At 39.5% G+C, this 12,836-nt stretch carries 10 protein-coding genes and 1 CRISPR repeat array; of the genes, 6 read left to right on the forward strand and 4 right to left on the reverse strand.

What is annotated here, in order from left to right; all coding sequences use genetic code 11:
• Positions 1-24: 24 nt before the first annotated feature.
• From H6F45_RS06590 to H6F45_RS06600, 3 genes are all read right to left on the reverse strand, one after another.
• Positions 25-672 (reverse strand): J domain-containing protein, encoded by a 648-nt coding sequence (locus H6F45_RS06590; protein ID WP_190346795.1) that lies wholly within the window; start codon positions 670-672, stop codon positions 25-27.
• Between the two features lie 95 nt (positions 673-767).
• Positions 768-1,361: an ATP-dependent Clp protease proteolytic subunit gene (locus H6F45_RS06595; RefSeq protein WP_096571907.1), complete on the reverse strand. Its 594-nt coding sequence runs from the start codon at positions 1,359-1,361 to the stop codon at positions 768-770.
• A gap of 89 nt (positions 1,362-1,450) precedes the next feature.
• Positions 1,451-2,113, reverse strand: a complete 663-nt coding sequence (locus H6F45_RS06600) for an ATP-dependent Clp protease proteolytic subunit (protein ID WP_187041865.1) — start codon at positions 2,111-2,113, stop codon at positions 1,451-1,453.
• Positions 2,114-2,564: 451 nt separating this feature from the next.
• On the opposite strand from H6F45_RS06600, the gene H6F45_RS06605 reads away from it, so the two are divergent.
• The 6 genes from H6F45_RS06605 (at position 2,565) to H6F45_RS06635 (ending at position 10,704) form a co-directional block, all read left to right on the forward strand.
• On the forward strand, positions 2,565-4,568 hold the full coding sequence (locus H6F45_RS06605; RefSeq protein WP_190346796.1) for a bifunctional serine/threonine-protein kinase/formylglycine-generating enzyme family protein: 2,004 nt from the start codon (positions 2,565-2,567) through the stop codon (positions 4,566-4,568).
• Between the two features lie 1,305 nt (positions 4,569-5,873).
• Positions 5,874-7,130: a VWA domain-containing protein gene (locus tag H6F45_RS06610; protein ID WP_190346797.1), complete on the forward strand. Its 1,257-nt coding sequence runs from the start codon at positions 5,874-5,876 to the stop codon at positions 7,128-7,130.
• Positions 7,127-8,404 carry a VWA domain-containing protein gene (locus tag H6F45_RS06615; protein WP_190346798.1) on the forward strand — a complete coding sequence of 426 codons (1,278 nt, stop codon included), beginning with the start codon at positions 7,127-7,129 and terminating at the stop codon, positions 8,402-8,404. The genes H6F45_RS06610 and H6F45_RS06615 overlap by 4 nt, the downstream gene beginning before the upstream one ends.
• Before the next feature lie 205 nt (positions 8,405-8,609).
• Entirely contained in the window at positions 8,610-9,224 is a 615-nt protein-coding gene (locus tag H6F45_RS06620; RefSeq protein ID WP_137667860.1) for a hypothetical protein, read from the forward strand.
• Between the two features lie 462 nt (positions 9,225-9,686).
• Positions 9,687-10,070: a VOC family protein gene (locus H6F45_RS06630; RefSeq protein WP_190346807.1), complete on the forward strand. Its 384-nt coding sequence runs from the start codon at positions 9,687-9,689 to the stop codon at positions 10,068-10,070.
• Between the two features lie 70 nt (positions 10,071-10,140).
• Positions 10,141-10,704: a gamma-glutamylcyclotransferase gene (locus H6F45_RS06635; protein ID WP_190346799.1), complete on the forward strand. Its 564-nt coding sequence runs from the start codon at positions 10,141-10,143 to the stop codon at positions 10,702-10,704.
• 79 nt (positions 10,705-10,783) lie between these two features.
• Here the strand turns inward: H6F45_RS06635 and recR are convergent, their stop codons facing one another.
• The gene (gene recR, locus H6F45_RS06640) at positions 10,784-11,398 is read right to left on the reverse strand and encodes a recombination mediator RecR (protein ID WP_190346808.1); all 615 of its coding nucleotides are present in this window, start codon (positions 11,396-11,398) and stop codon (positions 10,784-10,786) included.
• A 628-nt stretch (positions 11,399-12,026) separates the two neighbouring features.
• Positions 12,027-12,427: direct repeats of the CRISPR family, unit length 39 nt; unit sequence GGCGTTTCCATCCCCTTGCGGGGAAATGATTTTGTAAAG.
• Positions 12,428-12,836 lie beyond the last annotated feature (409 nt).

The raw sequence follows: 12,836 nt of genomic DNA on the forward strand, positions 1-12,836 counted from the left end.
GTAAATTTTCTAAACAATCAACTTCTAAAACTTAATCCCTAACCGTTCAAAATCGCGCTGAACTTCGTTAAACAGAGCTTTATTGTGGGGATCTGTCTTGATAGCTTTTTTTAGATAAATTCTGGCTTTTGGCAGTTGTTTTTGGGCAATTAAAGCCCGTCCCCAAATTTGATAAGATATAGCTTGCCATTGTTTGACTTCTATATCCCCAGGTAATCTAGCAGCTAAAGCTTCAACCAGAGCGATCGCTTGGGGAAAACGTTTTTCCTGTAAAAACCGCTGCAACTGTTCATAAGTCTTCCACTTTAACCGTTCCTCTATATCTTCTGATGTTGGTGGATGAGGCATTACTGTTGTTGATACTGACGGTGGGGATGCTACCTGGGTAGAACTATCCTCAAACACTGATGAAGTGGATGAAGTGGATGAAGTGGATGAAGGGGATGAAGAGGATGAACTATGTGATTTTACAGCTATTTCCTCAGGTGGTACTACCGTTTGCAGGAGTTTGTAAGCCTCCGTCAAGGCAATAAATTTTTCTTTACACTTTTCATCATCTGGGTTGAGATCGGGGTGATATTGCTGTACCAGTCGCCGATAAGACGCTTTAATTTCAGCAAAAGAAGCTCCTGACCTTAACCCCAATAAACGGTAGCAATCTCCGATATCCATGTTGCTTTGCTCCAATTCAAAATTCAAAATCAAAAATTCAAAGTTAAGATGCTTTTGAATTTTTAACCTTGAATTTTGAATTTATTTTGCCCTGTTTAGATGCGTTCTTCAATCACACGGTCAATTAAACCATATTCCTTGGCTTCTTGAGCAGACATAAAGAAATCCCGATCCATGTCTTTCTCAATTTTAGACAAAGCTTGACCAGTGTTATTAGCATAAATCTGATTCAGTTGGCTACGAATTCGCAGAATCTCTCTAGCTTCAATTTCAATATCAGAAGCTTGTCCGCGAGTACCGCCGGAAGGTTGGTGAATCATGATCCGGGAGTGAGGTAAAGCTAGGCGTTTACCCTTAGTACCAGCAGCTAATAAGAAAGATCCCATGGAAGCTGCTAAACCCACGCAAATAGTGACAACATCAGATTTGATGTGTTGCATGGTGTCATAAATTGCCAAACCAGATGTCACCATCCCACCGGGGGAATTGATGTACAAATAAATATCTTTACCTGGATCATCGGAATCCAAATAAAGCATAACGGCAATAATTTGGTTAGCAATTTCATCATCGACATCTCTGCCCAGGAAAATGATTCTTTCCCGGTATAGACGGTCATAAATGCTAATCCAATCTGTATATTGTCCTCCGGGCATCCGGTAGGGAACTTTAGGCACACCTATAGGCATTTTTACGACTCCATTTGTAGTTTATTTAGATTGGGAGATGGGGGTAGATTAATCACCTAATCCCCAGTCACCAATCACCAGTCACCTTCTTAAAGCACACTTGCAGGAAGTGGGGGGTTGGCGAGTTCTTCTTTTTCAAACACGCGGTCTATTAAACCGTATTCCTTGGCTTGGTAAGGAGTCATGTAGAATAGACGATCCATGTCTTTGGTGATTTTTTCTGGTGCTTGTCCTGTGGTGCGTGACAGAATATCCACCATTGAGGCTTTGTTTGCCAAAACTTCTTTAGCCCGAATTTGAATATCTGTAGCTTGCCCTTGGGCGTAACTCTTGGGCTGATGCAAGATAATGGAAGAGTTGGGTAAACTCGCACGACAACCTTTTGTCCCAGCACTCAACAACATGGCAGCCATACCCATTGCTGAACCAATACAGATGGTGTGGATGGGGGGCTTAATGTATTTCATGGTGTCATAAATAGCGAAGGCTTCGGTTTCAAAACCGATAGGTTCGCCACTGTAACCAGATGTTCCAGTAGAGTTGATATAGATTTTAATGGGTTTTTCTGGGTCGTCGGATTGTAAAAATAGTAGTTCAGCGATGATCAATTCTGTAACCGCAGGAACTAATGGCATTCCCAGATATACTATTCTTTCCTTTAATAGTAGGGAAGGTAAGTCTGGGGGTGGTGTGCGGTAGGAATTTTCGCCGTAATAGGCAGCTTGTACAGCTTTGATGGGAAAATGTTCCATAGAATCTCAATCGCCTAAAACTATGCCGTTAACTGTATTACATCCTAGCGCGATCGCAAAATAATTAAAGGGTGTGGATTTCTAGGTAGGTGATTGGGGATTGGAAGCCATCCAATACATTTTTTATGCTTTTTCTGTTTATTTTGTTTTTGGACTTGACAAGCCGTGAATACTGTTGTACACTTATGTTATGAGTGGGAATCTGTGGGCGCAATATATATGGTGTTTTTAACAGCCTGGGTTGGGAACGCAGATGAACGAAGATTCTCAGCATCAAGATTAAAGGATGTACAGAATATATTCTTTGCGCCTTTGCGTCTTGGCGTGAGGAAATAGATAATTTATAGATAATTTATAGATAATTTATAGATAATTTATTACCTAATTGGGAAATTAGCGAGTATATTTTTGTATATGTTCTAAAATGTAACGTATCTACCGAAACTCTCCCATGAATCAAATATGCTGTCTAAACCCAGACTGTCATAATCCAACCGTAGCAGATACGACAAAGTTTTGTCCTAGTTGTGGTATTCCTTTAGTTATCCTTAGAAACCATTACCGTCCAGTTAAACCTTTGGGGGGTGGAGGTTTTGGGAAAACTTATTTAGCAGAAGATACTGATAAATTTAATGAAAATTGTGTTATCAAACAACTTGCACCGCAAACGCAAAATACCTATGCTTTAAAAAAAGCAACAGAGTTATTTGAAGAAGAAGCTAAAAGATTACAACAACTGCAACATCCGCAAATTCCTAGACTTCAGGCATATTTTGAGGAGAATGGATATCTATATTTAATTCAAGATTTTATTGATGGAGAAAATTTATTAATTGAGTTAGCGAATGGTGAAACTTTTGATGAAAGAAAAATTCGTAAATTGTTGCTAGAGATTTTACCAGTTCTGCAAATAGTTCACAATCAAAAAATCATTCACCGCGATATTAAACCAGAAAATATTATGCGTCGTCGCAGTGATGGAAAATTATTCTTGATTGACTTTGGTGCATCTAAACAACTTCAGGGTACAATGCGTCCAGGTACGATCATCGGAAGTTATGGTTATGCTTCTTTAGAACAGATGGAAGATAGGGAAGTTTATCCAGCGAGTGATTTATTTAGTTTGGGTGCGAGTTGTTTTCATTTAATGACAAGGGTGCATCCTTGGAATTTATGGAAAACTCAAGGTTATGGGTGGGTGGAAAAATGGCGTGTTCATTTACAGCAACCTGTGAGTGTAGAGTTAGGTAAGATTTTAGATAAGTTATTACAGACAGAATATCAAAACCGTTATCAGTCATCTGATAAACTTTTGCAGGTTTTACAAACTCCACCTCCTCCACCTCCCCAACCACCCCAACCACCCCAACCTCCAATTTCTCAAAAATTGGGAAGTTCTCAAAATCAATCTTCTCAAAATCAATCTTTCCAAAAATCGGGAAGTTCTCAAAATCAATCTTTCCAAAATCAATCTTCTCAACCTACAATTATCACCCGGAGAAATTTCTTGGTTTATCCCAGCTTATTTGTTGGTGGTGTGACTATTGCTGTTGTAGGACAAAATTTATTCTTCCCAAGTCCTAAAAATCAAACTTCTGAAAATCAAACTTCCTCAAACTCCCTCTCAACCTTTAATTTTGAAGTTGTCACCACCGACTCCACCGGAAGCATCATCAACCGACGCAACTCCTCAGCGCGATATTTTACCGAAGATTTAGGAAATGGTGTGACTTTAGAAATGGTGGAAATACCAGGGGGAACATTCCTCATGGGTTCACCGCAAACTGAGAAAGATAGAGCATCAAATGAAGGTCCCCAACGTCAAGTAACTGTTCCCAGTTTCTTCATGGGGAAATATCCATTGACACAAAAACAATATCAAGCTATCATGGGTTATAACCCTTCTGACTTTAAAGGCGATAGCTCAACTTCGCTCACCAACCAACGTCCTGTTGAAGAAGTTAGTTGGAATGATGCGGTTAAATTCTGTCAACGGTTAAGCCAAAAAACAGGAAAAACCTACAGATTACCAAGCGAGGCAGAATGGGAGTATGCTTGTAGAGCCGGAACTACCACACCATTTTATTTTGGTGAAAATATTACCCCAGATTTGGTAAACTATAATGGTAATTACCCTTATGGTTCTGCACCTAAAGGTATATATCGCGAACAAACCACAGATGTAGGTTCTTTTCCCCCTAACGCTTTTGGTTTGTATGATATGCACGGCAATGTTTGGGAATGGTGTTTGGATAATCAGGTAGATAACTATAATAACGCGCCTACAGATGGCAGTGCTGTGACAAGCCAAAGCGGACGTAAAGTGCTGCGCGGCGGTTCTTGGTTTGGCAGCCCCAGAGGTTGCCGTTCTGCGTTTCGTGGCGACGACGACCCTGAAGGCAGTAGCCACTACCAAGGGTTTCGGTTAGTAGTTGCCGGCGCAAGGACTCTTTAGTTCTCTACTCTTTTACCCTTTTACCCTCTACACTTTTTCTTTTTTTCCTTTTTCCTCGCCGTCAGGCGTTCAATTTTTTTACGGTTTTTAATATGTCAGAATCAGGATATCTGGTTACTGAGCGACTTGTACTGAGCCTGTCCTGAGCGGTGTCGAAGTAAGTCGAAGTACAGGATTTTAGGATTTACAGGATAGGATTTTGGTTTGATGTTATATGATTTAAGTTATTTAAGTTTCAATATATCATATATATTTATTAGATGTCAATATTTGTCCGCATCAGGATTTTCAGGATTTAGGGATTTATAGGATAGGAACGCGGATGAACGCAGATTGTTAAAACTAAGATTCAAGGATGTACAGGATATCTTCTTTGCGCCTTTGCTCCTTTGTGCCTTTGCGGGAAATAGATTTTCGTCTGAATCAGGATGTCCAGGATTAAAGGATGAACAGGATAGTATTTTGGTTTGGTGTTTATAGACTCAGTATATGATTTTGACTTTAAAATATCACAGATGTGGTGGAGATGTCCAGGATTAAAGGATGAACAGGATGAAATTTTCAAATCTCTCTGAAACCTCTTACCTTGGTGTCCTTCGTTTCTACCCTGCGGGAACACCTCCGGTGATGGTGGTTCATTCCTTCCATAACTTGGAGCGTAACGAACCATCATTAAATAACATCCTGTAAATCCTATAATCCTGGTTATCCTGATTCTGACAAAAAATCCTTCAAAAATAACCAACCATCATTAAATCGTATCCTAGAAATTCTTAAATCATCTAAATCGTGATTCAGATTATCTGCGTTTATCTGCGTTTTTATCCTGTAAATCCGGTAATCCTGGATATCCTGATTTATAAAATAGGACTCCCTTTGATTATTCTAAAACCTATCATAACACAACCCTGCCAGAAGTCAAGACCCTTGAAAATACGTTGAGTTATTCGCAACCGTTCTCAATAATTTAGGGGTAAAAAAAGGTGCTGAAACTTTTTTGGGATTTTTGGGGGAAAATAGAGTTAAGAATTGTTAAGGTGTTGGGTGAGAGGTAGAACCTCTATGTTCACATTCCCAGTCAGAGACTGGGAACGAGAGAAACGAGAGACGAGAGACGAGGTAAACCTTCCTGCCTCCTGCCTCCTGCCTCCTGCCTTCTGCCTCCTGCCTCCTGCCTCCTGCCTTCTGCCTCCTGCCTCCTGCCTTCTGCCTCCTGCCTCCTTTATCTGTTTTCCGTACTCTGTTAACTGGGTATTGAAGTTATTTATAAATAGATATAGATAATCTCGTTAGGAAAATGACTTTATGAAAGTTAACTTGCAACCTCATCTCAATGATGCTAATGCAGACGCGAATCAACCTAGTAGTCAACGTCAGTTAGCGGTTTCGATTTCGGCGATTGGGGAAACTTTAGATCCTAGTGTGCCATTAAATCTATGTTTAATATTAGATCATAGTGGTTCGATGCGGGGGCGATCGCTGGATAATGTGAAAAAGGCGGCTTGTTTGTTGGTTGACCGTCTCAGTGAGCAGGATAGACTGAGTATTGTGGTTTTTGACCATCGTGCCAAGGTTTTAGTACCTAATCAGGTAATTGCAGAGCGAGATTACATCAAACAGCAAATTAATCGTCTTTCTGCGGATGGGGGTACTGCAATTGATGAAGGGTTACGTTTGGGAATAGAAGAGTTAGCAAAGGGTAAAAAAGATACTGTTTCCCAAGCTTTTTTACTGACAGATGGGGAAAATGAACATGGTGATAATAATCGCTGCTTGAAATTTGCTCAATTAGCGTCTGACTATAATTTAACCTTAAATACGTTAGGGTTTGGAGACAATTGGAATCAGGATATTTTAGAGAAAATTGCGGATGCAGCGTTAGGAAGTTTGTCACATATTGAACGCCCTGAACAAGCGGTGGATAAGTTCAATAGTCTGTTTACTCGGATGCAAACAGTGGGTTTAACAAACGCTTACCTGTTATTTTCCCTGATGCCTAATGTGAGATTAGCAGACTTAAAACCTGTAGCTCAAGTCGCTCCAGAGACAATTGAATTACCTGTACAAACAGAACCAGATGGACGGTTTACAGTGAGATTAGGGGATTTAATGAAAGATGTGGAACGGGTGATTTTGGCTAATATTTATTTGGGACAGTTGCCAGAAGGTAGACAGGCGATCGCTAATGTGCAAGTACGCTACGATGATCCCGCACTGGATCAAGCTGGTTTATTTTCCCTCAATATGCCAGTTTATGTGAATGTAGATCGCACTTACCAACCGAGTACCAATCCCCAGGTGCAGCAGTCAATCTTAGCTTTAGCCAAGTATCGCCAAACCCAGTTAGCGGAAGCAAAATTACAGCAAGGCGATCGCGCTGGGGCGGCCACCATGCTCCAAACCGCCGCCAAAACAGCTTTACAAATGGGTGACGCTAGTGCAGCGACGGTGCTGCAAACTTCAGCTACTCGTTTACAAGCAGGTGAAAATCTATCAGAGAGCGATCGCAAGAAAACCAGAATTGTCTCAAAAACTGTGTTGCAGGATGCTCCTCCTACATGAAAGTTAAATTATTATCGGCACTAAATGATACTAACGTTGACGCAACCCAAACTACTAACCAGCGTCAACTAGAAATTTCCATTTCGGCTATTGCTGATGAGCTTGATTCTAGTATACCCGTGAATTTATGCCTGATTCTCGATAAAAGCGGTTCTATGCACGGCGAAGCTATGAACACAGTGATTCAGGCAGTGGAACAATTATTAGATCAACTCAAACCCGGAGACAGGATCTCAATTGTGGCTTTTGCGGGTACTGCTGAGGTCATTATCCCTAACCAAATCGTTCAAGACCCCAAAACCATCAAAACCCAGTTACACAAAAGTCTGAAAGCTGGAGGCGGTACTATTATTGGTGAAGGTTTATCTTTGGGAATTACAGAATTGCTCAAAGGAACAAAAGGTGCTGTTTCCCAAGCTTTTCTACTCACAGATGGTCATGGTGATAACGGGTTAAAAATCTGGAAATGGCAGATAGGATCAAATGACAACAACCGTTGTTTGCAACTAGCACAAAAAGCCACCAGATTAAATATCACCATTAACACCTTTGGTTTTGGTGATGACTGGAATCAGGACCTACTGGAAAAAATCGCCGATGCTGGTGGTGGTACTCTCGCTTATATTGAGACTCCTAACCAAGCTGTGGACCAGTTTAAACGCTTGTTTAAACGCATTCAATCTGTGGGCTTAACCAATGCCCATTTATTGCTGTCTCTCGTTCCTGGTGTGCGGTTAGCAGAACTCAAACCAGTCGCCCAAGTTGCCCCAGAAACCATTGAGTTACCAGTGGAAACAGAAGCTAATGGTAGCTTTGTGATTCGTTTGGGTGATTTAATGAAAGATGTAGAAAGGGTAGTTTTGGGGAATATTTATTTGGGACAATTGCCAGAAGGTGAACAAGTCATTGGACATATTCAGATTCGCTACGATGATCCAGCACAGAAAAAAGAGAGTTTACTTTCTCCCCTGATGCCGATATATGCTAATATTACTCAGACTTACCAACCAGCATTAAATACCCAGGTGTCACAGTCAATTTTGGTATTAGCTAAATATCGCCAAACTCAGATTGCAGAGGCAAAATTAGAACAAGGCGATCGCACAGGTGCAGTCACAATGTTGCAAACAGCAGCGAAAACTGCTTTACAAATTGGTGATACCAATGCCGCAACCGTATTGCAAACTTCTGCTACTCGTCTGCAAGCCGGTCAAGAACTTTCGGAAGCAGACCGCAAGAAAACCAGGATTGCATCAAAGACGATTTTAGGGTAGTAATTAAGTAGGGGTTTAGCAATGCTATACCTCTACCGACTAAAGAAACATCTATCTCCCGTTTAATTTATATTAAAATTTTCACACATATTCTTTGTTTAGTTATAATTTGATTGCTCATGCTCAGAAGGTAAAAAATGTAAACCTATGAAGGTGTTTTCAGTGTATGATAATAAAATAATTCCGCACTTCACTAACACCTCTATTGGCTCAAATACAAGATTATTTGAGTTTGTTTAATTTAGTAAATTGCAATCAGCAACACATATCAAGTATAAAAATTATGAAAACTCTAAGGATTCCACAACAATATCAATCAGGCATTAATTTAATTATCAAAATAGATGAAATTTTATTTAACAAATTAGTGAATGCAATCACTGAAGTTAACCCCTTTGTAAATATAGATAGCATAGTATTGGAATTATCTGCACAAATAGAGGAAATATCTATACAACTACACAAACCTCTTTTAGAAGAGACGGGATGGACTCATAAATTAAGCAAAATCAGTTTCTTTTACAGAGTAGAAAATGTTATTGATGTACACAGGTTTTTGCAAAAGCATTCAAACCTGATAGATGTGCTGCTAGAAGCTCATCCACAAATAAGAAAATATTTCCCAAGTGAGAAATTAAGATTAAAGTTGTACGTTGATCCTGAATCTCCTCAATGGGAGAAACTGGTACTTTCTATCTGTGCTAGTTCAGAATCTGTTGATCAAGCTCTAAATCAACTAGATGAATTGGATGAAAATTGGTGGATAGATGCTTCATTAGGGGTTGCTGTAAATCTTTGTATTCATTTGGACTTTGAATGAAATTTGATTGGTGAAGTTATTTAGAGGTTGCAGAAACTTTATATAATGAAGTAATTAATACCTCAAATCAGGCAAATAGTGCATCAATTAATGAAGCGAAAATACGCGCTTGTATTAGTAGGGCGTATTACTCTGCTTTCTGTTTAACTAGAAACTATTTACGAGATTTTGAAGGATATGATAATTTAAAAACCCTTAAATATAGTGTACATGAATATGTAATTACAGAATTAAAGAGTTATACTAAAAACCGTGATTTTAGAAAATTAGGAGAAATTTTAGAGCGGTTACGTCTTCTGAGGTGTGAAGTTGACTATGAAGATTATATAGCTGCTAATACTCTTATTTCTAAAGCAAAACAAGCGATTAAGGATGCCAAAAAGGTAATTGATTTATTGAATAAGTTTACCAGTGGCAAAAAACCATAGAATTGTTTTTAAGAATAGAAGAAAGCAATTTATGATAAAAATATTAAATATTCATCACATCGCTATCATTTGTTCAGATTACCAAAAATCAAAATATTTTTATGTTGACATTCTTGGTTTTCCTATCATTCATGAAACCTTCCGCAAAGAGAGAAATTCTTATAAACTAGATTTAAAAGTAGGAAATACCCAAATTGAATTATTCTCCTTTCCCAACCCTCCCCAAAGAGTGAGTAATCCAGAAGCTTGTGGTTTAAGACATCTTGCTTTTGCAGTTGAGAATATTGAAGAAAGTGTGAATTATTTAACTTTTCAAAATATCGAAGTGGAAAATATCAGAGTGGATGAAATTACAGGCAAGAAATTTACCTTTTTTAAAGATCCAGATAATTTACCATTAGAAATTTACGAACTCTAAATATATTGAATATGATCATTTATGATCATTAACGTAATACTATTTTTATATTATCATATAAAGAAGGAATATGAGTAATCACAGTGGACACATAAACCATAGTTGGGTACAACCTCAAAATCCTGCAAAGGTAGAGACAGAACCAACATTTTATTATTTTGCCTATGGTTCTTGTATGTGTCCAGTGGATTTAAAGCGATCGCTTGGTGAAAATACATACCCTTATGTCATCGGACCTGCTATATTAGAAGAATATAAACTCAGATTTTATGGTTATTCCCCCCTGCGTAAATGTGGGGTTCTAGATGTAGTCAATGATTCTACATCCTTAGTCACAGGTGTACTTTATCAGTTACCTTGGAGACTCAGCGAAAATCTAGATCAACGTGAAGGTGTTTCCCAACAATTCTATCGTCATGAAATAGTAGATATTCACCACAAAGATCAAATATACAAAAATGTTCGTACTTATGTAGTAGTGAACAAATTAAAAGAAGAAGTTGCACCTAATGATTGGTATTTTAACGTTGTGCTAAGGGGTGCAATCACCTGTGGACTACCTGAAGAATATTGTTGGCATTTATTTAATAAAATGCACCAATTACAACAGCAACATAAGCATCAAAAAAAGTAATTGATAATTGATAATTGATAATTATTTATTCTTCTGACTCCTGACTCCTGGGGCAACCACGGGGGGTTTGCCCCTACTCCTAATCTAATTCCCTTCTTCCTTCCAAAGCCCTAGCCAGTGTCACTTCATCAGCATACTCTAAATCACCACCCACAGGTAAACCAAAAGCAATGCGCGTTACTTTGGTAAATGGCTTGAGTAGCTGACCTATATATAATGTAGTGGTTTCCCCTTCCACACTGGGACTAATAGCCATAATTACTTCCTGGGGTTTTTGTTGACTGACTCTCCTTACCAAAGCTTGAACCGTCAACTGTTCTGGTCCAATACCATCCATCGGCGAAATTACCCCACCCAAAACATGATACTTCCCTTTATACTCGCGGGTTTTTTCCAAAGCTATCACATCACGGGAATCTGCAACTACACAAATAGTTTGATTATCCCGGTTCGGGTTGCGACAGATATCACATACAGGTTCAGATGAGAGGTGAAAGCAGACTTGACACAAACCTACCTGTTTTTTAGCATCAATCAATGCTTGTGCTAAAGCTTCCACTTCAGATTCTGGACGCTTCAAAATATGCAACGCTAGACGCTGGGCAGATTTTGGACCCACCCCAGGAAGGCGTTGCAGTTGTTCAATTAACCGGGCTAAAGGACGTGCGTAAACCGTAGTTTTATCTCCTTTTATAGCAGTCAGTAGTCAGCTATCAGCTATCAGCTTTGGAAAACTTTTGTTTGATAGCACAGTGTGAGGTAAGTGATTTTGGGGTCTAAAAGTCCAAGTTGTCTTAATTACCCCTGCCATTGTTTCACTTTTTCTATCATGACATTTTTGGGGAGTTTTGGAGAAACTGTCTGAATCAGGATGTCCAGGATTAAAGGATTAACAGGATGAAAAACGCGGTTTTAGGGACTTCCAAGAAATAGATTATCCAATAGACATCTCCGAAAATTACATAAGCGTAACTTGAAACCCATTCGTAGGGACAATTCATCAATTGTTCCTACATCTTTTTCGGAGAGGTCTAATATTGTGGGATGGGCTTCTAGAACACCGATTCATTAATCGTAAGGGCGAAGCATTCGGGTGATAACCTATCGGTGAAACCAGTTCATATTCTGTCCGAATGCTTCGCCCCTACAAGGTAAAAACAGATTACCTAGCATTACTAAATCGACGTTCTAGCCCATCCGGGTTTAAGGACAGGCAAGACCTGTACTGAGCGTGTCGAAGTATGCCTACCCACAAGAATTAATTGTATATTTTTTTATCTGAAAGTCGCTGATCAGCAATTAGAGTATAGCAAAATAGGCTATTTCCATCCCCTTGCGGGGAATTTAGTTGGGAAAGGATCTCCAAAAACTACCCAGTGAGATCAGCGGAGAGTTTTCCATCCCCTTGCGGGGAAGTGAGTTTGGAAAGTCGTGCTATGCAACCGCAAACGGTGCTGCTATCTGGGCGTTTCCATCCCCTTGCGGGGAAATGATTTTGTAAAGATTAGCTAGGTTTGTTTTTTCCGCTGCTGTTGTTGTGTTTCCATCCCCTTGCGGGGAAATGATTTTGTAAAGCCCCGAGGTCGAGGTGGCCCCTGACATTGCCGCCAAGGCGTTTCCATCCCCTTGCGGGGAAATGATTTTGTAAAGTGAAGGCAGGAACGGAGATCGACTAGAGTTACTTTCCGTTTCTATCCCCTTGCGGGGAAATTAGTTTGGAAAGAGTTCACTTCTGGAAACCTTACAGAGCAAGGGTTTCAGATACCCTGATCCACACACCTCTTAAAAATGGAAAAAAAACTTCAAGAAATGGCGAAAATTGCAGCCTGAAATCCTTATGGTGCAAGCCATCCACACACCTGAACGAAGTTATGCGGTTTTCAAGGTTCGGGCGGGGTGTGTCGATAAATTTGAAGACATTACATTAATGTAGATGATTTCACTGAAAATGTCAAGCTGTTCCATAATGGACAATTAACAGTGAACCTGCTACTAAAAAACAAACAAAAATACCCCCCATTTCTGGAGGGTATTTTCTTATTTAACTAAGCTTATTAAACCCAGTTTCAGATTAACCGTTGATTGCAGGAGCAGTCAAAGCAACAGGAGCAACTTCACCAGCAGCTAAGTCT

Origin of the sequence: Sphaerospermopsis sp. FACHB-1194 (genome assembly GCF_014696235.1) — a bacterium.
In the GTDB taxonomy this organism is placed as follows: Bacteria; Cyanobacteriota; Cyanobacteriia; order Cyanobacteriales; family Nostocaceae; genus Sphaerospermopsis; species Sphaerospermopsis kisseleviana.